This window comes from Pauljensenia sp. UMB6358 (genome assembly GCF_030216865.1).
GTDB classification, from domain to species: domain Bacteria; phylum Actinomycetota; class Actinomycetes; order Actinomycetales; family Actinomycetaceae; genus Pauljensenia; species Pauljensenia turicensis_A.
Genome location: NZ_JASOMS010000004.1, coordinates 62330 through 84096, shown reverse-complemented (window position 1 = coordinate 84096; position 21767 = coordinate 62330). Strand labels below are relative to the sequence as shown.

Genomic DNA, 21767 nt, shown 5'->3' with positions numbered 1-21767 from the left:
GATCCGAAAGGCCCTGTCGATAACGGCGGAATATAGAAAACCGCCCTCGCCGGAGCAACTCAATCAGAGTACCCGACGAGGGCGGTGAAAAGCGAGTCAGTCGAACAGTGATGTGACCGATCCGTCGTCAAAGACCTCGCGGATGGCGCGTGCCAACAGCGGTGCGATCGACAGGATGGTCAGAGTTGGGAAGCGCTTCTCGGGCGGAATCGGCAGGGTGTCGGTGACGACGACCTCGGTTGCTCCACATTCGGAGAGGCGGCGCGTTGCCGGATCAGAGAGGATGCCGTGCGTTGCGGCGATGATGACCTTCTTGGCGCCGGCGTTGTTGAGGACCTTGACGGCCTCGGTGATCGTGCCAGCGGTGTCGATCATATCGTCAACCAAGACACATTCCTTGCCTGCAACTTCACCGACGACGCGGTTGGCGACAGCAACGTTCGGGCGGGTGGTATCGCGGGTCTTGTGGACGAATGCCAGCGGGCAACCGCCGAGCTTCGAAGACCACTTTTCGGCGACGCGAATACGGCCAGCGTCTGGGGACACCATGACGGTGTTGGAAAGGTCGAGGCGCGAACGGACGTAGTCAACCAGAACCGGCATTGCGAAGAGGTGGTCGACCGGGCCGTCGAAGAAGCCCTGTTCCTGCGAGGCGTGCAGGTCGACGCTCATGACGCGGTCAGCGCCGGCGGTCTTGTACAGATCAGAGACCAGGCGAGCCGAAATCGGTTCACGACCCTGGTGCTTCTTGTCCTGACGCGAGTAGGGGTAGAACGGCGAGACAGCGGTAATGCGTTTTGCTGAGGCACGCTTGGCAGCGTCAATCATGATGAGCTGTTCCATCAGCCACTTGTTGATGTCGCCCGTGTGTGACTGGAGGACAAAGACGTCTGCGCCACGAACGGATTCATTGAAGCGGACGTAGATTTCGCCACTCGCAAAATCGTAGGCGGTCACTTGCGAAAGCCCGCACCCGATTTCTTTGCCAACCTCTTCGGCAAGTTCCAAGTGCGCTCGACCCGAAACGAGGACGAGGCTCTTCTCTCCACTGGTGACCAATCCGCTCATGCGGCGTTCCTCCCCTTGCTTAAAGAACCCGGATCGGTCAGTCCCGACTGGACTGTCCGATGACGCTGAATGGTGTAACCATCGTATCGGGTGCAACCGATACGTTGGACACGCACGCGTTGTGGATAACCGCACGATTCCCGACAATCGCGGTATCAAGGGTCGCTGAGGGACCGATCTCACACTCGGATCCGATCACCGTCGCACCACGCAACACGGTTCCTGGCCAGATTATTGTGTCGTTTCCGATCTCAACATCAACGCCGATCCACGTGGAATCGGGGGCGATGATGGAAACGCCTTCGCGCATGTGCTTTTCGCAGATGCGTCGGTTGAACTCGGCGCCGAGTTCTGCAAGCTGCACGCGGTCATTGCACCCCTGTGCTTGCCATTCATCGAGAAGTTCCATAGCGCCCGCACGCTTTCCAGCGGGGGCGGCTGCCGCGAGGACGTCGGTCAGGTAGACCTCACCCTGATCGTTGTTGGTTCCCACGTTGACGAGGGATTCGCGCAGGTAATCGGCGTCGAATGCGTAGATACCGGCGTTGATTTCGTTGATGAGAGCCTGTTCTTCGGTGGCGTCACGCTGCTCGACGATGGCGGTCACACGACCGCCGGCATCGCGAATAATGCGACCGTAGCCCGTGGGATCATCGACGCGCGAGGTCAGGACGGTGACGACATTCGCCTGTTCGATATGGGCATCGACGAGGTCTTTCAGGGTCTCGGTGCTCAGCATGGGGACGTCGCCGTAGGTGACGACAACAATGCCGTGAATCTGGCCAACCTGGCGTTCCAGCTCTTCCAGGCCGCATTGAACGGCTCGTCCTGTGCCGGGGATTTCATCCTGATCGGCGACGATAGCGGTGGGGCTGACGCGCTTAATTTCAGCTTCGACAAGGTCACGCTGGTGGCGCACAACAGCAACCAGGTGCGTGGGGTTCAGGCCTTCGCCTGCTTTCAGGGCATGTCCAATCATGGACCGGCCGGCAACGGGGTGCACAACCTTGGGAAGAGAGGACTTCATACGAGTGCCTTGACCTGCGGCGAGGACAATGACAGCTGCAGGAACGGTCATGATTTACCTTCCAAAATCGTGGCGGTGACCCACTTGTAGCTCCGCCCCCAGGACTCGAACCCGGACCAAAGGCACCAAAAACCCATGTGCTGCCGTTACACCAGGGCGGAAAACGCCTTTTGATTCTGCCATATGTACCCCTTGCTGTGCCACGTCGGCCGGGCGCAAAAGGCTCGTTCGCGCCACACCTCACACCTACCGCGTGACCCGATTCAGATGACATACTGACCGTATGAGTGAAAAACGCACGCGAATGAGCGGGTTCGAACGGCGCGAACAGCTAGTTGAGATTGGACGCTCACTTTTCGCTCAAAAAGGCTTTGATGCGACGAGCGTTGAAGAGATCGCATCGAAGGCAAAAGTGTCGAAGCCGATCGTCTATGAGCACTTCGGCGGCAAGGAAGGCCTGTATGCGGTCATCGTGGACCGTGAAGTTCAGGCGCTTGTGACGAAGCTTCACACGTCGTTGGAGTCCAGCGCCAGGCCTCGTATCCTTCTAGAAAACGCGACACTTGCCCTTTTGGACTACATCGAATCGCACACGGACGGCTTCCGCGTACTGGTTCGCGACGCACCCACCGATCGCACGCAGGGCTCGTTCTCTTCCGTGCTCGGCGATGTCGCGTCGCGCGTCGAATACCTGTTGGCCGAACAGTTCTCGCACACGGACATCAACGCGAACCTCGCTCCCCTGTACGCGCAGATGCTGGTCGGACTCATTGCGCAGGTTGGACAGTGGTGGCTGGACGATCGGCGAATGAAGAAGGACGAGGTCGCCGCACACGTTGTAAACCTAGTCTGGAACGGCATTCGCAATATGCGTCCCAGCCCCTCGCTGGTCGTCCGATCGGAGGATTGTGTGCAATGACTTCAGCTGATCGCGCTTCCTGCCCGACGCACGAGGCGCACGATGAGGTCGCTCGCATTGTCGAAGCGTGGACGAACGAGCGCCCAGATCTGGATCCCACGCCGATGCTCGTTCTGTCGCGAGTGACTCGTCTGGCCAAGCACCTCGACCGCGCCCGCCGAGCCGCATTCGCCGACCACGGCTTGGAAACGTGGGAATTTGACGTTCTTTCGTCCCTGCGTCGCGCAGGGGAACCCTATGTGCTGAGTCCGGGTGATTTGATCGCCGAGCACTTGGTGACAAGTGGCACGATGACGAACCGTATTGACCGCCTGCAGGAGAAAGGCCTGGTCACGCGTTCTTCCGCGCGTGAAGATCGTCGCGTCGTTCAGGTGAAACTGACCGAGGAGGGCAAGACGAAGGTTGATACCGCGCTTGCGTCCCTACTCAATTCTGAACGTGGAATCCTGGCTCCTCTGTCATCTGGCGAACGCGAGAAACTCGCTGATCTTCTGACAGTTCTACTGGCCCCCTTTGAAACTAAAGAATGACTGTGACTCGCGAATCTGAAGCGTTGGAGCGCCTGCACCACATGGAAGAGCGCTACACCGAAGCGTGCGCGCTGATGGATCAGGCAGAAGGTGCGCTGGCCAGTATTGAGGCACTGGATCAGACAATGATTCCGCTGATGGGTCAGTATTCATCGTCGTGGATGAACGACCGCAAGGTCGCAATCGAAGCAGGTGAACGCCTTGGCGTGATCGACGAAGACGAAGTGTGGAACCTCTATAGTCGCCAGCGCGCCCTCATGGCCAAACTTCTGGCGGATTCCAGCCGTTTCTTCACCGACGATCTGCTGGGCGACTGAGCTCTTCGTCCTCATCGGTGGCTGAGTCCTGGCGGTGCCTGGGCTGAGTCCTGACGGTCGCTGAGTCCTGGCCGCCAGCTCCCAACTCATCCAACAGTTCCGCCGCTTCCAGCCACGCCATTTCAAGTTCATCGATCTCGTCTAGAATCTGGCGATGTTCGGCTGCCACCTGTGTCAGTTCATCGACCAACGAGGCATCCGTGGCAACGCGGGCACCCAGATCGGCGAGGCGATCAGACAGTTTTATTTCCGAGGCGCGCAGTTTTTCGAGTTTACGTTCGATACGATCGGCGTCTTTCTTCGCCACCCTACGAGCGGCGGCGTTAGAGATGGTCGAGGTGGCCTCGTTCCCCGCGGAATTCGAAGCAGAATTGCCCGCGGACTTACCTGTCGAATTCCCGGATACATTCGCCGACGTTGAGCCTGCATTACTGCCGGAAGTCGTAAGCCCCAGCCCCTCTTCGCGCATGGCGAGATACTGTTCGACACCGCCGGGCAGGGCGCGCAACTTTCCATCGCCGAGCAGTGCGACCTGATGGTCGGTGACGCGCTCCAGCAGGTAACGGTCATGCGAAACGACGACGAGCGTGCCCGGGAAGGAATCCAGCAGGTCTTCCATCGACGCCAGAGTATCGGTATCAAGGTCGTTCGTCGGTTCGTCAAGCAGGAGCACGTTCGGTTCAGCCATCAGCAGACGCATCAGCTGCAGGCGACGGCGTTCACCACCCGAAATCTCGCTAATTCGCGTGTAGGCGCGCTGACGGGTAAAGCCCATGCGTTCCGTCATCTGTGCGGCACTGACCTCGCGCCCGTCGACGATCGAGGTCTGCGCGACCTCGGCGACGGCTTCGACGACTCGCATATCCGCGAGCGCATCCAGTTCATGCGTGTCCTGGGACAGCGTGGCCACTTCGACGGTTTTACCACGCTTGACGCGACCGGAGTCAGGCTGGATGTCTCCGCGCAGCAGGTTCAGCAGAGTTGTCTTTCCTGCGCCGTTGACACCGACGATGCCGACTCGTTCGCCGGGTGCGAGGCGCCAGGTGACACCGTCAAAGATGATGTTCGCCTCGCCGTTCGGGCGCGTAAATGCGATCGAAACATCCTCAAGGTCCAGGACGTCTTTGCCCAGGCGCGCGGTCGCCATTTTCACCAGTTCAACGGTGTCGCGCGGTGGTGGCACGTCGGCGATCAAGGCTTCTGCGGCAGCAATGTGAAACTTTGGCTTTGATGTGCGCGCGGGCGCGCCTCGACGCAACCACGCGAGCTCTTTGGTCAGCAGATTCGCGCGCTTTTGGGCAGCCACATCGGCTTGGCGGACACGTTCGGCGCGGGCCAGCGTATAGGCAGCGTACGAGCCATCGTAGATTTCGACGTGGCCAGCGATCTGTGGACGGTCGCCACCCGGGTCGACTCCGGCGACGACTTCCCAGATGTGCTCACACACGGTGTCGAGAAACCATCGGTCGTGCGTGACAACCAGCAGAGCACCATTCGCGCCGGGCTTCGCGAAGCGCGCGTTCAGGTGACGGGCCAGCCACGCGACGCCTTCAACATCGAGGTGGTTCGTCGGCTCGTCCAAGCAGACGATGTCAGATTCGGTGGCGAGTACTCGGGCAAGTGCAACGCGACGCCTCTGCCCACCTGACAGGGTCCCGATCAATGCGCGCGTGTCGATGTCGGACAGCAGACCCGCGTGGATGTCGCGGATCGTTGCGTTCGAGGCCCACTCGTATTCTTCAAGCCCGGGGTGGACAGCGTCGACAACACTCATCTGCGGGTCGAGCGAATCCACCTGATCCAACACAACGATGCGGACACCGTCGCGCTTGGTGATGAGGCCTAAGTCCGGTTCCTGAATCCCGGCCACCAGGCGTAGCAAGGTCGACTTTCCAGCGCCGTTCGGGCCAAGAATACCGACGCGCGACCCATCAAACAGGCTGACGGTGACGTCATCGAGCAGTTTGCGCGATCCCGCCATTGTGGCCAGGGATTGCGTTCCTAGAAGGTGAGCCATTTATGCGTTGTCCTCGTGCTCAATCATTGCGCCACGCGCGGCACCCCACGTCGTCAACACTGCGGAGACGGCGGGGAGCTGAGCGAGTTCGTCGGCGATGCAGTGGGCGTCTTCCGCGCTGGCGGCAAGGGCGGCGATTGTCGGGCCGGATCCGGAAAGAATCACGGCCAGGGCGCCAGCATGACGCGCGCCAGCAATCGTCTTAGCCAGTTCGGGGCGCAATTCAAGTGCCGCTTCGGTCAGGTCATTGACGAGGCAGGGCGCGGCTTGCTCGGCAGAACCTGTCAGTAGAGCGCCCGCTTCATCACTGAGATCTTCAAGAAGCTCCCACGTGCCTCCAGGCCCGCCCATCTGGTCAAGCTGATGGAAAACAGCAGGTGTTGATAAACCCCCGTGCGCCAAGGCGATCGCCCAGTGGTGACGCGGTTCGTCTGAACCGTCGGCAAGCAGACTCATATGGTCGCCTCGACCGGTTCCCAGCGCGATGCCACCGGTCAGGCATGCGGGAACGTCAGCCCCCAGCGTTCGTCCCATCATTTCAAGCTGATCGCTGTTGAGGCCCAGCTCCCAGAGTGCATTGCAAGCGACAAGCGTCGCGGCAGCATCCGCGGAGCCACCGGCCATACCGCCAGCCATCGGCAGATGCTTTTCCACGTGGATCTCAATGCCGGCAGCCGTGTGTCCCCACGGCCCCATCGCAGCAAGTTTCTGCAGGCTACGTGCAGCTTTGACGCACAAGTGGTTTTCGGGATCCAACTCCGCCATTGCAGCAGTCGTCGCTTCATCAACCCGACCGTTAGACAGGTACGCCGTTGTTGTCGCGTGAATACCAAGACGGCGCGACGTGCGAACAGTGACTGTCTCGCGCATATTGAGCGCTTCAAAGACCGTGACCAGCGGGTGATATCCGTCCTCGGTGGGGTGTCCCACACGAAGAGTCAGATTCACTTTGCCCGGAGCGCTCGCCCTCACTTCACGCATCAGCAGAATCCTGCTGTTGAGCGAGCGCCGACTCCGCCCCATTGTCAGCGCCAAGGGCTGCAGTGGAGGCGGCCTGGTCTATTGGGGAAGACCCCACGGACTTGCCTGTACGCGGATCGACGCGAGCAGCCAGCACCCCACACGCACGCAGTTCGAGGACCGCGCGACCAAGGCGCACGAATTCTTCAATACCGAGTGCTTCACCGCGGGCGGTCGATTCCACTCCGGCAACGTCCAACAGCGCTTCGGCGGCAGCTGGCGAACCCGCCCACGTCTTCAACGCAGCGCGGAGAGTCTTACGGCGCTGACCGAACGCCACATCACAAACCTCGAAGGTTGCTTGACGCAGGTCTTCATCGCCACGAGGCTCGCCATCGCAGCGCAAACGAACCAACGCAGAGTCCACGTTCGGAACCGGCCAGAAAACACTGCGACCGATCGTGCCCGCACGCTCAGCCTGACCGTACCAGGCGACCTTCACCGACGGCACGCCATAGGTTCGCGTCCCGGGGCCTGCAGCCAAGCGATCAGCGACCTCAGACTGGACCATGACAAGAACATCCGTCAGCGTCGGGAATCTCTCTAGCATCGCCAGAAGCACCGGAACAGCAACGTTATACGGCAGGTTCGCGACCAGCTTCGTCGGAGGTGGCCAATCCACACCGAAGTCAGCAACACCGTTGATCTTCGTCGCATCCGCGTTCACCACGTGGAAACGATCAGCAGCTTCAGGCATACGAGCAGCAACAGTCTGCGGAAGAGCTTGAGCCAGTGGCGGATCAATCTCGACCGCCCGCACGCGCGCACCGGTCTCCAAAATCGCCAGCGTCAGCGAACCAAGGCCGGGGCCGACCTCAATGACCTCGTCCCCCGCTTCCACACCAGCGGCGCGAACGATGCGACGAACCGTCCCAGCATCGTGTACAAAGTTCTGCCCCAAAACTTTCGTCGGGCGAATACCGAGCGCATCGGCAATCGCTTTCACTTCAAGCGGGCCAAGCAAGCCAGTTTCAGACGGCTGGACGCCCTCTGGAAGAGTCGGATCCAGGCGAGTATTCGGGGTGCGGGTACGAGATCGAGTCACCCTGTCATTCTACTGGTCAGGCAGGCTGGACCGCGGTGCGGAAAGTGTGCGCTAGGTTGCGCTCGCCATGCCAATGAACGGTGCCCGCACAATTCACGCGGAGGATTAATACCAGCCGACAGACTCAGAATGAGCCCATGCACCACACGGGCTCTGGTAGCGACCCTTGATATACTTCAGACCCCACTTGATCTGGGTTTCTGGGTTGGTTCGCCAGTCGTCACCCTCGGACGCCATCTTCGAGCCGGGAAGCGACTGCGGGATACCGTAGGCGCCCGAGCTCGCGTTCTCTGCTCTGGGGTTCCAATGAGATTCGCGAGTCCACAACTTGTCAAGGCACTGGAATTCACTGATGTCCCAGCCAAAACTGACCACCAGTTCCTGAGCAATGCCACGCGGATCGCCAGCAGCATAGGAAGCGACGCTGGCACCGTACACGGACGCAGCGCGAGCCTTCGCACGATCCGTCGCGCTTTCAATCGATGCAATAACAGCGTTCACTTCGTCTTCGGTAGAGATCGTTCCAAGCTTTGCCGTGTATGCGGTGATCGAGTTGCCCGCACTGTCCACAGTTGTCTCCAACGTGGCCTTCGGGTCGATTCCGGCGATAGCAAGCGCCTGAGGAGTCGCTTCCTTTGTACCATTCGACCTGACCTGCGCGGTGGGAGCGGTTGTCACCGATTCACTGATCACGGCGAAAAAAACGGGCCTGCCGTTTACTCTTTCCTGCCATTGCTTCTGAGCAGCAACGCCTTGAACACCCGCTTGGGTAATCTTCGATTCACCCTTGAACAGGTCCGCAGACTCTTGGGTGGTTTCGCTGAATTTAACGGGGATATCCACATCAACGTATCCGCGAGTCACGCGGTCCACGTTAATTTTCATCGAGCGATCAGGCCGGACACTCACGTTCAGGCGGTCATTGGGAGTCAACTGGACTCCAGCCTGCGCGACGATGTCATCGGGACGCTGTTCAGGAGAGACCTGAACCGTAGTCTGCTGACCGTCAGCCTGAACCGTGATGTTCTGCGAACGCTCAACAATCTTCGTCACGTCTTTCCTGACAGACCTACGATCCACCGCAACGGCAACATCGCTACCAAGGGATGATGAACTGACAAGAAGAGCCTGAGCGGAGGAAGCGGTCGACCAAATCGTCGTCGGCGTCCCATCAACGGTCAGCTTGTATTCCTTCGCGGTACGCACGATGATCGTTCCCCCATCGGGAGCAACCGTGTTCAACGACGGCTGGATCAGATCGTGTTCGCCAACCGCGACACCCGCGCGCGCCAGAACCGACGAGACGCTTCCACCCCACGTCGTAATCGGCTGAGAAACCCCATCGACTTCGAGCGTCAGCTCGGCGCGAGACGACATCATTCCGCCTCCAGCAACAACCGCCATCGTCGCAGACGCCAACCATGCGGTGGCAACGACTGTTTTGCGCGTTGGGTTTAATCCGCCCAGGAAAGCACGGGTGGGGTGCAGGACGGTTTCAGAAAGCATCGAACGTGAAATCACGGGGTCGGTAGCTCCTTGAGTGGAATGTGAGTAGTTCACCAGTGTCCACGGTACGTGATTCCAGGGGCACTGCACAGGTGAACAGGTGCAAGGTGATCCTTTACACCCCACTTATTTTAAGAAAGTCAACGTTCACCTGTGGCGTGTTGAGAATTAACGTCACCCAGCAACGTGGATTCTGTTGTCACTCAGGCAGAATCTGTCAGTTCAGACCCAATCAGTTCAGACCCAATTACCGGTCAGTACAGCCCCATTGCTCGAGTGCACGACGGCCACTGCCCCCAGCCTGCACGCGCCTGTAGCGCTTGAGCTCGGGCAGTTTGTTCTTCAGCGGACGCGTTGGACGGAAGCCCCGTACCACCAACTGACCGCCAGGTCGACAAGGTGAACTGGTAGAGGCCGTAGTATCCGTTGCCCGTGTTCGTTGCCGGGTTACCGCCCGACTCACACTGCGCAAGGGCTGCCCAAACACCAGAAGAATCAGCAGACAGTGAGTATGCGCTTCCAGCGCCGGCAGAAGTGGCAGCAGTTGAAGCGGTGCGTTCCTTGGTTCCCTTGGCAACGATCTCGCTGGTTGCCTCGGTCTTGGTTTCAGAGATCACACGGTTCACGGTGACCTGCCCGTCGACCGTTTCGCGGAACAGCTTGCGGGTGATAGAGCCGTTCACACCGGCCTGAACGACCGAGGTTTCGCCCTGGTAGAGGGTGTCGTCTTCACGCTCTTGGGTCGAGTAAGCAACCGCCTCGGTTTCGGTGACGGTTTCTCGGCTCACTCGGGTGACCTTCAACGTGGTCTTACCTTCGCTGAAGATGTAAGAGAAACGATCAAATTCGCCGAGCCTGACACCAGCATCTGCGAGAACCTTGTCAGCTCCCTTACCGGACGCGGTGATTTCGGTTTGTGTGCCATCAACGTCAAGGATGATCGGCGTACCGTCGGTAACAACGGGCATTTCAGAACGCAGTTTGGAACGATCCGCAGCCAACGTAATCGTGGACTCGCTGTTGATGGAATCCAAGACGCCGTCGATGCTGTCGGCGGTTGACCATGCAGTCAGGTCTTCACCGTCAATGTTCACCGCGTATGCGGAGGCCATGCGGACTACGATCATGTCGCCGTCGTGGACGCGAGTTGAGGTTGCGGGAGCAACAAGGTCGTGCTCGCCAATATTCACACCTGCGGATTCAAGAACATCGTCAACAGTGGTGTAGAAACCTTCGACCGGCAGTGAGACACCGTCGAGTTCGAGAGTGACCTGATGATGAGCAGAGGCAACTCCGCCCGCGGCGATTCCCACCATTGCAAGGGCAAGCGCGGACGCGCCAGTGATGACGGTTCGTTTACTCGGGTGTGAAATGTTCACGCGGCTCCAGACTTTGAAGGTTCCGCTCGGGTGACTCGATGCGTGCATCGTGTGAGCCGATAACGGACTAACACACTTACCGTAACCGTTTTGTTATCTGTGTGCGTCAGTTCGTGTCTATCTTCACGAAACAAATTAACGAGGTTCATCACCGATCTTGATGCCTCATGGGACGAAGCTAGCGCGTTCTCAACCGCCAAAAAGGCATACCCACCCCCTACTTTCCGTAGACTCTGAGCGAGTTTTCCATCAATCGACGGCAGGCCTCTTCTTCACTGGCTTCCCAAAGATCCGCGATAAATCGGACGGTGTGAGCCATCACGTACGAAGAGTTTGGCGAACCACGATGTGGGACGGGTGTCAGGTAGGGAGCGTCCGTTTCGACAAGAACAAGTTCGCGGGGCATCCGGAGAAGCCCCTGGCGAAGGTGATCATTGGCGGGATACGAAATGGGGCCCGCGAACGATGCATACCAGCCATTCTTTGCCAGGATGTCTGCCAGTTGCCCATCTCCGGAGAAGCAGTGAAAGACAATCAGCTGATCTGCGCGCGCCACGTCATCAAGGACGGAAACCGTGTCATCGTGAGCGTCACGATCGTGAATCTGCAGGGGCAGGCCGGCTCGCTCAGCCATCTGAATGTGGGCGGCAAACGATTCTTTTTGCGCTTGCTTACCTTCGTCTGCGGTACGGAAGTAGTCCAACCCGCTCTCTCCGACGGCGACGACCGTCGGATCACTTAAACGTCGTTCAACTTCTGACAGCGCTTCGTCAAGGGGAATGTGATGATCGCGTTGAGTCGGGATTAAGCCGTCGGGTGACGGGACCTGGACTCCAGCGTGAAGAGCGGCTTCGTTGGGGTGGATCGCCAGCGAAACCTGGACACCTTGGAAGGATCGAGCGATCTGAATCATCGGATCGAAGTCAGGGAGCTCGCAGGCAGAGGAGACCTGGCGGGTGATATTCACCGATCGAGCACGCTCAATCTGTTCTTCAAGGGACAGCTTCACACCGTCAGCTTTCGGAATTTCGCCCTCATGGACGGGAAGGTGCGTGTGATTATCCATGACCGGCTCCACCAGCGGAGCCGGGACCTCTGGCCATGTGCGAGGGCGTCGTTTACCCACGTCAAACCCCCTTCGGAGAATAGACGGACAATCCGGAATCTGGAACCGGGAACAAAGCAGAACCATCGTCACCGATCTGGACGGGTTCACATCCGCCGATCACGCACTCCCAGACCTGACCGGCATGATGAGCACCCACATTCAGAGTCTTTGCGCTTTCACCAGAATCGGAAATAACAACAGCAACACCGTCACTAGCGTCATCCATCTGCCCTTGCCTCGCCCAACCGACCACGTGAGAATCGTCGAACGCATCCCACTGGACACCGTACGCGTGCGTCTTACGCATCTTCATCAGGGTTTCTAGTCCTTCAACCGGAGCAATAGGATGCTCACCTTCAGCCCCGAATAGGTCGGCGTGGAATACACAGGGGTAGCCGGCCTCGCGAAGAAGGATCAGCGCATAGGCTGCGGGCTTGAACCAACTATCAACCGGAGACGCCAGCGATTGACCGTCCTGAGTATCATGATTCTCCACAAAGGTGACTGCCATCGTGGGGTCCGCGTCCACCAGCGTGCCATCGAAGATTCCGCCCATGTCGAAGGTACCGTTGGCGCGCGACGCGTGGTGGAAGTTGAAGTGAAGCGGGACATCAAACAGGCTCAGTCGGCGATCATCACCGATGAACGCCCGCAGTTCACCAAGGTCAGCGCTCCAGTATTCGCCGACTGTGAAGAGCTCCTTGCCAGAAACATCACGCATGCGGTCGAGCCATGCCATCGTAAAGTCGCGTCCCATGTGTTTCAACGCATCCATGCGCAGGCCGTCAACCCCCGTTGTTTCGAGATACCAGGCTCCCCATTCGACCAGGTGATCCATGACTTTGGGATCGGTCAAGTGGACGTCAGCGCCCATCAGGTAGTCAAAGTTACCGAACTCGTCATCGACGTTTTCGTTCCACTTTTTACCCTCGAACAGCCAGAGCCCCTTGCGCCCAGTCGCTTCATCCCAGTCGGTCCCGTGAAAACACGTCCAGTCCCATTCAAAATCCGAGTACGTGCCAGCACGACCTGGGAACGTGAATCGCGTCCAGACCTGGATCTGTTCAGGGTTGCCGACTTCAATGGTGCGATTCTGCTGATCAATCGGGGTTGCGGTCACCGTTTCTGACGCGTCTGCACCCATCTTGTGGTTGAGAACCGTGTCTGCAAGCACGTGGATCCCGTAATCATGCAAGGCCTGGATAGTCCCCACATATTCTTCGCGCGTCCCATACTTCGTGCGAACAGCGCCCTTCTGGTCAAACTCCCCCAGATCCCACAGGTCATACACGCCGTATCCGACGTCATCAATGCCCGCCTGCCCCTTATATGCCGGAGGCAACCACACGGCGCTGACTCCCAGGTCAGACAGGTGCTGCGCCTGATCAGCAATCGAACGCCAAAGCGAGCCGTCATTGGGCACGTACCACGAAAAACCCTGCAACAAAGTGCCGTTCATGTCAGTCGCCCTGTTTCACGATCGCGATTTCAACTGCCTTGGCAGCCTCTTCGCCCAGCAGATGGTTCACGAGGCTCAGACCAAGCTGGATAGCCGTCCCCATTCCGCGCGACGTGAACACGTTATCGTCCACGACGACCGAATCGGTCAGAGCGCGCGCCCCGCCCACTTCGAGATCCTTCATAAAGCCCGGGTTCGCCGTCGCGTTTCGCCCGTCGAGGAATCCAGCGTGAGCCAAGACCGAAGGAGCCGCGCAGATCGCCGCGACAGGCTTGCCGAAGGCGATGCGACGAGAAATCTCTGCCTGAATCTTCGTGTTTTCTTCAAGGTTCACGGTGCCCGGCATGCCTCCGGGCAGGAACAGCACGGTGTATTCAGACAGGTCCGCGTCATCAAGATGCAGGTCACACACCAATGTGATGCCGTGCGACGACGTGACGGACAGGGAACGGGTAGGCGACAGCAACGACGGCGCGCTAGCAAAAGGATTGGAACGAGGTTCTTCTACGGCCTGACTGTCTGATGCCGGAACGGCAATCAGATCAGCGCGCACGCCCGCCCGATACAGGCAGTCGACGACCGCGAGCGCTTCCACTTCCTCTAGTCCGGGCGCGATGAGGACGCCGACGGACGCGTCGGTTGTGACAGTGGTCGGGGTTGGCATGAGGACCTCCTAATAGCTTTCTGCCTTCAAGTATCGCGCTGACCATGGACGAATTCACTGACAGCAAGCGTGAAACTACCTACTGCCCCGCGTCTACGCGCCAAATGACTTGTTTCGCAGAGCCTCGACGGGATCTTCACGCATGGTTTACGCGATGGGACGATGCCGACGACCACCGTCGGGCCGACGGAGATAGTGATCAGGATCATCGCCGCACTCACGGGAAGTTGCGCATGATCGACAGGATCAACCGATGTTGAGCATGATTTCTTCTTGGTCCAGGCGCTCCATTGCCGTTTCGAGGGCGGCGGATGAGAACACGCCTTCATTACGTGCTTCGAGCAGAGCCTGACGCTGTTCGCGGATCGCTTCGAGGGCAAGGACTCGCATTTGTTCGATGGTGAGGGCACCTTGCTCGGGCGTCTTGTCCGGAATGGGGTTTACGGGCACCGGGTCACGCCCATCACTTTCACTAGTGGAGGCAGTTTCTGATGCCCCCTTTGCGACGCTCGCTTGGACGCTGGTTGCTCCGATCACCCCACCGAAAGGCATGGGTGTCTTAAGAGCGGAAGGATGCAGGGCCTCGGCCAGAGCAGTCTCTTTAAGCGAGGAATGCATGAGGTGAAGAAGGTGCTCGCGTTCTTCTTCATTCACTGTATCTACAGCCATCTGAGGCTTCACCAAACGGATCACCCACGACAGGGTCAAGCCCTGCAATGCCAGCGAACCGCCGGCTACGACCAGTGCGATCAGCAGGAGGACGTTACGCATCGGGGTCGCGAAAGGCAGGGTCTGGGCGGCCGCAAGCGTGACGGCACCTCGCATGCCTGCCCACACCAGAATCGACCCCTCGCGCACGCCCAAGGGTTGGGCGTTGAAGTATTCCAAGTCGTTTCCGCGACGCCTCTGCTGGCGCCAGCCACGTTCAACCCTGCGGTGCCACCGTTCAACAGCTGCATTCCAGTGCTCGGGGCTCATGTTTCGGGCTTCAAGAAGCTCAGGATCGACATCACTCGCGTGCGCCAGGCGCTCTTCATGCAGACGCAGACGTTCTTCGTCACGTTCCATTCGCGCGCGAGCATGCGATTGACTGTGGTTCAAGAACGCCAAGAGGGGCGCGAGGAAGAGGACGCGAACACCAACCGCGATGAGGCCAAGAAGCAGGGCGAGGAGCAGGGCATATCCAACGCCGATCTGGCCTTCCTCAACTTTCTCGAAGATGCCGAAAGCTTGGATCCCCATAATCAGGAAGACGAAGCCTTCCAAGACCAATTCCACCGTGTGCCAGTTCTGCTGGGAAAACCGCCTGTTCAGAGCAGGCATACGCACGTTGCGATTGTAGGAAACGATCAAACCTGCAACGACGGCCGCGACCAAGCCTGAACCACCGAAGTGTTGAGCAGAGATCGAGGCAATGAACGGCATCGCAAACGAAAAAACGGTGTCTGCTGCGGGCTGTTTAATCTTTGAACGCACGCGGCTACCAACTTCGCCTACCACCCAGCCAACAGCAACGGCGGTCAGTAGCGCGATAACAAAATCGCTCAGCAGGTGCGCGGGGTTGAGGGCATCGGCGTCACCCAGAAGTGCAGCCGACGTTGCCGACGACACCAGGACAAGGGCCGTCGCGTCATTAAACAGGCCCTCGCCCTCCAAGATGGTGATGATGCGTGGAGCGACACCCTGTTTCTTCACAATCGACACGGCAACCGCGTCAGTCGGCGAGAGCACCGCGCCCAGCGTGATTGCCCACGGGAGCGAAATAGCCGGGACCAGCCAGTTCAAGACACAACCGACGACCAGAGCGCTGATGATCACCAAGCCGATCGCAAGGGCTGCGACCATTCTCAGTTCGCGCCGAAAATCCATGATTGGCATCGACACTCCGGCCGCGAACAGGAGCGGGGGCAAGATGACTTCGAGGATCAGATCGGGTTCCAACTCGATCGGATCAACCCATGGTAGAAAGCCGATTGCGATGCCCAGCGCAAGCAGGATCAACGGTGAGGCCACACCGATTTTCTGCGACACCTGCGCAGCAAAAGCGATAGCGATCAACGCGACAACGGCAATCAGCAGGGTGTTCATACCCTCATTTTATTGAAGGGGTCGCGGGTTTTCTCGCCAGTCTCAGCGCCGGTGGTTCTGAGCGCAAGCACTTTTCAGAGCATATGACTGTGAGTGCAGACGATCGTCAGCGCGAGGATTATCAGCGCAGACGGGCATCAGCGCGATACTTATCAGCGCAGACGCTCACGACCTGCGAAGAACCTATCCCCCAAAGCAAGTAACGCCGGCAGGACAAAGATAATCAGCGCGGACGCACACAACGCGCCGATCGAAATGGTGCGACAGATCTGCGCGATCGTCGGGTTCTCAAATAGGAAGCCAAGAATGCCGGTCACGAGGATCATGATTGACCCGGACGTTGCGATCGTGTGCATCGAATTGTCGTATGCGCGAGCCAGTGCATGCCGGATATCAAGTTCTTTCCGACCCTCGCGATACTGGCTTGTCAGCAGGATGCCGTAGTCGATCGTCGCACCCATCAAAATGCACTGCACCATCAGCTGGGCCAAATAGTAATTGTCGTATCCCTGCAGTCCGATCGTGGCGATCGTCAGGAAAACGCCGCACTGAACCAGCAGAACCAGTAGCAACGGAACCGACAGCGACAGGAAGGTCAGCGCGACGACAAGGAAGATTGAGCCGGCAGTCAGCCACTGGATCAGACTCATTTCCGAATCGAAAGACGACTTGAGCTCGTGCACCAACACCGAGTTGCCGACCAGGTAGCAGTTCCCGCCCAGATCCTCCGCGCACGCCGATTCCAGTTGGCCGATCAACGCTTCGGTCGCATCGGATTCTTCAGGCAGGGTCGTAGTGATGACCATCCGTGACCAGGTGTCCCCGACCAGTTGAATTCTGGCCTGTCGGATCTGGTGTGATGCGTCGGTGATTGCCGTGCGCGTCTTGTCGTCGATGAACGAAGAAAAGCGCGCATCATCCAAAATCTGCGTATTCAGCGTGTCCACCAATTGCGCGATCGATAGTGTCTGACCAGCAGTTTCACCCCGATCTGTTGCCGTTTGCGCGCCGTGAATCAGGTAGGCAAGCGCGACGTGGTTCGTATCGAGCGAGCGACTTGAAGCGGTCAGCGCCGAAAGCTGTCCCAGCAGGCTTGTCATCTCAGTTGGGTTCAGCTGACTGTCGTCAACGACAGCGCGCATGACCTGACGCAGGGCACTCAGCTGGCTCACCTGGCTTTCGCTGAAATTCCCGGACGTTTGAGGGTCGTACGCCATCGTGTCGAGGATGAAGCTCACGGCGTCATAGGCGCTCATATTCCACGAACTCGTATCGCCGTACATCGAGGTGCGGAGCAGGGAAAGCTGACGAACTTGGTTGGCGTCCATGCCAAGGAAACTCGCCAATTGCCTGGGCGTAAAGTAGGTGCCCGCAACCGAAGCATCGATGATCGAATGCAAGGTGGAGACCTCGGCTTGCTGTTGTTCTGACAGGGACGAGTCATTCGCCAAGTCAGAGGCAATCGTCTGCGGAGTGTAGAGCCAGTCGGTCGCATGGGCGGGCGAGTCCGCAATCGCCATGATCACCTGAAGCTGAGCCGAGTTCATCGACACGATGGACGCGAACGTTGACAGTGGGATCTGCTGACCGGACACGGCAAGGGAAGCGATCTGATACATCTGCTCGATGCCCGCTTTTTGGTCGTCGGTCAGAGAGCCCGCCAGCGGAGATGCTTCTCCCGCCTGGACCTGCGTGTTCAGGAAATCGATCATCTCCCACGGGCTGGCCGTAGTCGCGGTTGCAGGGTTGTGACCCAAAAGCATGGCGCGCATTGCAAGGATCTGCCCCACCTGTTCGGGCTCCATTGACAGGAGCTGAGCCAGCCCCTGCGCATCCATCGGCGTAGCGAGCGTTGTGGTATCAGTCAATGCCATCAGGCTTGCCAGCTGCGCTGACCTCTCCCCCATTTGGGCACTGACCTGCGGTTCGTTTGTTGCAACCGCGTTGAGCGCTTCAACATAAGCCCTCAGTGTTCGCGAATCGTTCGCGTACTCCCCTGTTTCAGCTTTCTTCTTCGCGTAGAGCAGGCGCACCTGCGACGAATCAATCTCCAGCAGATTCGCCATCTGTTTGAAAGAAATCGGAGTGGTCATCGCCTGAGCATCGGTGAAACGTTGCAGGTTTTCCGCTTGAGCCCGCGCATCACCACTGACCATGGGCGCGTATTGAGTGTTCGGCACGTCGTTGACGATGAAGTCAGCGAACTGGCCAAGCGTCATCGAATCGGCCGAAATATTTGGGTTCGAGATCGCGTGATACAGGTAGATTCCGCGCGCCTCAGATTCGCTCATCCCCAGGAAGTTCGCCAAATCTGCGGGGCCTCGCACCCCCAACAGAGCATCACGGTCAAGATAGGGCTCCAGCTGCGCCAGCGAATTCAACGTGTCTTCATCCGTGCGTGACACGATCAGCCGATTATTGCGAATGAAAGAAATGAACGCCGGCAGACTCATACGCTCAGTTGTCTGGCCGTCATGCGCTAAGAAGTAGACTAGAGACAGCATGTCCGAGTCGAAACTCAGGTCCTCACTCCCCATTTCGCTCAGGGCAACAGACATATCGTCGACGGAACGCTGGCGTCCGATCGTCGTCGGTTGAGACATGACAGAGCGAACCCCATCAGTATCGGAAATACGCTCAGCTAGCTGGCCCGCAATCGCATCATCGTCATTGCGATACAGAAGAACAATCGAGTTTTCCTTCTCGAAAACATCCGCAATCGGATCCGCCTTCGCCAGCGTGTACGCAACCGGCGTGCCTCCAGCCATCACGCCACCGCCAGCGAATAAAGCAATGAAGGCGACGAGGATCGGAATACGAGCTTTATATTCGAACCGTGCAAGAGGATGAAAGTTTGCCCGAAGATAAGGCTTCGCGGTCTTCTCAATCGCCCTATCGCACCACAGGATCAGCGTCGGCAGAATCGTAAACACGCTCACCATCGACAAGAACACACCCTTGGCCAAAGCAATACCCAAATCCATGCCGATCAGCAAAGACATGAAACAGAGCATCAGTAGGCCAACAACCGTGGTCATCGACGAAGAAACGATCGACGAAAAAGCCCCCCGCATTGCGCGCACCATCGCCTCTGGGCGCGACCCATCAGGCGTCTTCTCCTGGCGGTAGCGATTCATCAGGATGATCGAATAATCCATGGACAAGACCAGCTGAAGGATCGCTCCGATCGTGAAAGTCACATCTGCGATCGACCCACGAATCAGGTTCGTCCCCAAATTCAGGACAACGGCCATACCTATCGTGACCAAGAACAGAATCGGCTCAAGCCAGGACGCGCACATCGCAAACAGGATCAGTGCAAGCAAACCAACAGCAACCATCACGATCCACAATGGAAGCTCTGAGGTCGGTGACGGGTTATCCGACTCAATCAACGCACCCTTGATCGCGAAGTGATCGGTGAGTGCCTGCTGGATCGCCGCGTCTTCTGCCGACCCATAAGCATGCTTGGACTCAACAATGAACAGAGTGTGATCACCCTGGTGATAAATCCCGTCTGAATCCTCAGTCCGAGCCTCGTACCCCACCGAATCAACATTCGGGATCGCCTGAAGCTTCGCCAAAGTCGACTCTTCTTCGGAAGCTGTCAGGCCGGTGAACATGACGCGCGTCGACGACGTGTCCATGGAGCCGGGGAACTCAGCCTCCATGATGTCGGTGCCGGCACGCATCTGGGAGGTCGCGGGCAGGAACTCCACCATGTCATTGATAACGCCAACCCTGGGAGTCAAGACAGCGCACGCACCGGTCGCCACCACCATGATGACAAAGATCAGATGGCGGAACCTCACCAAGAAATTGGCACTTGCGGTCAGCACTGACGACTCCGTTTGCTCCATTACATGCGGATTTTTACACGGTACCTGGTGGCGTGTGCGACACGCTAGCGAATCCGGGCAGGTGAGGGCTCGGTTGACGGGCTGAGCCTACGCCCGATGCTACACCTCACCTCAGAACAACCGCGGCGCGATGCTGTGGCCACCTGAATCCACTTCCACAATCACCACACACCCACTCAACCTGCGAGAACCTCCCACCCATCACACAAACCAACCTCCCCGAACAGTACAGTGAGTGGCGGCCTCCGCCTCCAACACGCATGTGGCGGCTTTCTCGACCTTTGGCGGGTCACAATGCTCTGTTCTGCACCGCCAAACACTCACAAATCTAGCAATGCTCCGCGCATGACGAAGCGGGTCGCCCCGAGGGGCGACCCGCTCACGCCGTTTTCTGCGACTACTCGCTCAGCTCCTGCGCTTGGCACGCGTCGAAACAACGGCTCCAGTCGTGGCAAAGAGCGCGGCGAGAGTCATAAGACCCGCCACATCGGCGCCGGTCTTGGCAAGGCCACCTTTAGCCTCCTTGGCCTTGGCCGTTGCGGCCTCGATGAGGAGAGGCACCTTGACGCTGACCCCGGTCGCCGCATCGGTGAGAATGATCTCATGGGATCCGATCGGCGTCGTCGCGGGAATCGTGTACGAGAAGCGCACGACTCCGCGCTCGTCCGCGACTGCGGTACCAATCGTGATCGGATCGGAGTGGAGAACCGCGCTGATCTCGTGACCGGCAGTGAAGCCCGTTCCGACGATCTCGATGCTCTCGCCGATCTTTGCGGTGCTCTTCTCGAGGGTAACGGTTGGGGCGGGGTTCGGGTTCACTCCAGGCCCTGGGTTCGGGTTCGGGGCGGGCTCTGCGGCCTTCAGCTTGAGCTCGACGATCCCGGACTCGACGGTTCCGGTGGAGTTCGTCGCGAGCAGGCGGATCTGGGCACCGTCGGTGCCGGGAGTGACCGCGATCGACGTGTCCCGGCCAGTGTCGCCGTCGAGCTCAACCCACTGGTTCAAGCCCTTCTCCTTGATCTGCCACTGAAGATCCGGGGCGGGATCGCCCGTCACATCGGCCGTAAGGTCGAGGATCGTCCCCTCGGGTGCGGTGATGGTGCGGAACTGATCGTCTCCCGCTATCTCGACCTTATCCATGTCGTCCGACTCGATCGAAATTGGCGAGATGTGCGGTGCTTCTCCGTTAACGATCTTTTCACCGAAGACCTCGACCTCTGCGAGCGCAAGCTGGGTGTAGGGACCCGGCAGGATAACGCGCACATAACGCGCCTGGAAGCCGCCGAAATCGACGCTCGACGGGAAGCCACCGACGCCGTCGACCTTGAGCGCCTTCACGCCATCGGCAAGCGGGCGGTTCGGATCAAACTTGGACAGTAGTTCCTCGTCGCGGGAGGCGACGACCCAGAAGTCCTTCAGGCTCTCATAGCAGGCCCCCTTTTGGCAGGGGTTGCGGTCCGAGCGATTCCAGACGTTGACGTTCGAGAGCGCGAACTCTTCGCCGAGGTCAACCTGCCACCACGGGTTGGTCGCATAGTTAGTGTGCGAGACGGAACCATTGTCGAAGACTCCATCGGTTATACCGTCATTGGCGCGCGAGGCGGGGGCGTACCAACCGGTCGAAACCTGCGTCGCTGTCTTGCCGAGCGCAAGGTTCTCTGGAGCCGCGAGGGTCGGGGATACTGCGCCCGTGAGCGCGAGTGCGGCAACCATCGCCCCACCCAAAATAGTTCTCGTGAAGTTCACCTTCTTACCTTTCG

At 58.8% G+C, this 21767-nt stretch carries 16 protein-coding genes and 1 tRNA gene; 3 read left to right on the top strand and 14 right to left on the bottom strand.

What is annotated here, in order from left to right; genetic code table 11:
• Window positions 1–96: 96 nt before the first annotated feature.
• The 3 genes from QP381_RS04215 to QP381_RS04205 form a co-directional block, all read right to left on the bottom strand.
• The gene (locus tag QP381_RS04215; RefSeq protein WP_006680899.1) at window positions 97–1068 is read right to left on the bottom strand and encodes a ribose-phosphate diphosphokinase; all 972 of its coding nucleotides are present in this window, start codon (window positions 1066–1068) and stop codon (window positions 97–99) included.
• A gap of 37 nt (window positions 1069–1105) precedes the next feature.
• Window positions 1106–2146, bottom strand: a complete 1041-nt coding sequence (locus QP381_RS04210; RefSeq protein ID WP_103632357.1) for a bifunctional UDP-N-acetylglucosamine diphosphorylase/glucosamine-1-phosphate N-acetyltransferase GlmU — start codon at window positions 2144–2146, stop codon at window positions 1106–1108.
• A 39-nt stretch (window positions 2147–2185) separates the two neighbouring features.
• Window positions 2186–2256, bottom strand: a tRNA-Gln gene (locus QP381_RS04205).
• Window positions 2257–2378: 122 nt separating this feature from the next.
• Between QP381_RS04205 and QP381_RS04200 the strand changes: the two genes are divergently transcribed.
• The 3 genes from QP381_RS04200 to QP381_RS04190 are packed head-to-tail and all read left to right on the top strand — an operon-like array spanning window position 2379 to window position 3861.
• Entirely contained in the window at window positions 2379–3014 is a 636-nt protein-coding gene (locus QP381_RS04200; RefSeq protein WP_040318374.1) for a TetR/AcrR family transcriptional regulator, read from the top strand.
• Window positions 3011–3544 (top strand): MarR family winged helix-turn-helix transcriptional regulator, encoded by a 534-nt coding sequence (locus QP381_RS04195; RefSeq protein WP_006680896.1) that lies wholly within the window; start codon window positions 3011–3013, stop codon window positions 3542–3544. The genes QP381_RS04200 and QP381_RS04195 overlap by 4 nt, the downstream gene beginning before the upstream one ends.
• Before the next feature lie 2 nt (window positions 3545–3546).
• Complete coding sequence (locus QP381_RS04190) at window positions 3547–3861, top strand: DUF4298 domain-containing protein (RefSeq protein ID WP_285067930.1); 315 nt, start codon at window positions 3547–3549, stop codon at window positions 3859–3861.
• On the opposite strand, the gene QP381_RS04185 is transcribed toward QP381_RS04190, so the two are convergent.
• From QP381_RS04185 to QP381_RS04135, 11 genes are all read right to left on the bottom strand, one after another.
• Window positions 3836–5878, bottom strand: coding sequence for an ATP-binding cassette domain-containing protein (locus QP381_RS04185; protein ID WP_285067929.1), 2043 nt, complete (start codon window positions 5876–5878; stop codon window positions 3836–3838). The genes QP381_RS04190 and QP381_RS04185 overlap by 26 nt on opposite strands.
• A complete protein-coding gene (locus QP381_RS04180; protein ID WP_285067928.1) occupies window positions 5879–6859 on the bottom strand; it encodes a 4-(cytidine 5'-diphospho)-2-C-methyl-D-erythritol kinase in 981 nt (326 codons plus the stop codon).
• Window positions 6852–7943: a 16S rRNA (adenine(1518)-N(6)/adenine(1519)-N(6))-dimethyltransferase RsmA gene (gene rsmA / locus QP381_RS04175; RefSeq protein WP_285067927.1), complete on the bottom strand. Its 1092-nt coding sequence runs from the start codon at window positions 7941–7943 to the stop codon at window positions 6852–6854. The genes QP381_RS04180 and rsmA overlap by 8 nt, the downstream gene beginning before the upstream one ends.
• 105 nt (window positions 7944–8048) lie before the next feature.
• A complete protein-coding gene (locus QP381_RS04170; protein ID WP_285067926.1) occupies window positions 8049–9464 on the bottom strand; it encodes a ubiquitin-like domain-containing protein in 1416 nt (471 codons plus the stop codon).
• Between the two features lie 239 nt (window positions 9465–9703).
• Window positions 9704–10828 (bottom strand): resuscitation-promoting factor, encoded by a 1125-nt coding sequence (locus tag QP381_RS04165; RefSeq protein WP_179370224.1) that lies wholly within the window; start codon window positions 10826–10828, stop codon window positions 9704–9706.
• A gap of 217 nt (window positions 10829–11045) precedes the next feature.
• Window positions 11046–11954 (bottom strand): TatD family hydrolase, encoded by a 909-nt coding sequence (locus QP381_RS04160; RefSeq protein WP_285067924.1) that lies wholly within the window; start codon window positions 11952–11954, stop codon window positions 11046–11048.
• A gap of 1 nt (window position 11955) precedes the next feature.
• A complete protein-coding gene (locus QP381_RS04155) occupies window positions 11956–13395 on the bottom strand; it encodes an alpha-amylase (RefSeq protein WP_285067923.1) in 1440 nt (479 codons plus the stop codon).
• A gap of 1 nt (window position 13396) precedes the next feature.
• Window positions 13397–14059, bottom strand: coding sequence for a DJ-1/PfpI family protein (locus QP381_RS04150; RefSeq protein WP_285067921.1), 663 nt, complete (start codon window positions 14057–14059; stop codon window positions 13397–13399).
• A gap of 246 nt (window positions 14060–14305) precedes the next feature.
• A complete protein-coding gene (locus QP381_RS04145) occupies window positions 14306–16147 on the bottom strand; it encodes a cation:proton antiporter (RefSeq protein WP_285067919.1) in 1842 nt (613 codons plus the stop codon).
• Between the two features lie 152 nt (window positions 16148–16299).
• Window positions 16300–19986, bottom strand: coding sequence for an efflux RND transporter permease subunit (locus QP381_RS04140; protein WP_285067918.1), 3687 nt, complete (start codon window positions 19984–19986; stop codon window positions 16300–16302).
• A gap of 426 nt (window positions 19987–20412) precedes the next feature.
• Window positions 20413–21753 (bottom strand): galactose-binding domain-containing protein, encoded by a 1341-nt coding sequence (locus QP381_RS04135; RefSeq protein WP_285067917.1) that lies wholly within the window; start codon window positions 21751–21753, stop codon window positions 20413–20415.
• Between the last annotated feature and the right edge of the window lie 14 nt (window positions 21754–21767).

Excerpts from the sequence above, each read along its gene's own strand:
- QP381_RS04185 (WP_285067929.1), bottom strand. The coding sequence starts at position 5,878 with ATGGCTCACCTTCTAGGAACGCAATCCCTGGCCACAATGGCGGGATCG.
- QP381_RS04150 (WP_285067921.1), bottom strand. The coding sequence starts at position 14,059 with ATGCCAACCCCGACCACTGTCACAACCGACGCGTCCGTCGGCGTCCTC.
- QP381_RS04145 (WP_285067919.1), bottom strand. The coding sequence starts at position 16,147 with ATGAACACCCTGCTGATTGCCGTTGTCGCGTTGATCGCTATCGCTTTT.
- QP381_RS04215 (WP_006680899.1), bottom strand. The coding sequence starts at position 1,068 with ATGAGCGGATTGGTCACCAGTGGAGAGAAGAGCCTCGTCCTCGTTTCG.
- QP381_RS04200 (WP_040318374.1), top strand. The coding sequence starts at position 2,379 with ATGAGTGAAAAACGCACGCGAATGAGCGGGTTCGAACGGCGCGAACAG.
- QP381_RS04210 (WP_103632357.1), bottom strand. The coding sequence starts at position 2,146 with ATGACCGTTCCTGCAGCTGTCATTGTCCTCGCCGCAGGTCAAGGCACT.
- QP381_RS04195 (WP_006680896.1), top strand. The coding sequence starts at position 3,011 with ATGACTTCAGCTGATCGCGCTTCCTGCCCGACGCACGAGGCGCACGAT.
- QP381_RS04180 (WP_285067928.1), bottom strand. The coding sequence starts at position 6,859 with ATGCGTGAAGTGAGGGCGAGCGCTCCGGGCAAAGTGAATCTGACTCTT.
- QP381_RS04155 (WP_285067923.1), bottom strand. The coding sequence starts at position 13,395 with ATGAACGGCACTTTGTTGCAGGGTTTTTCGTGGTACGTGCCCAATGAC.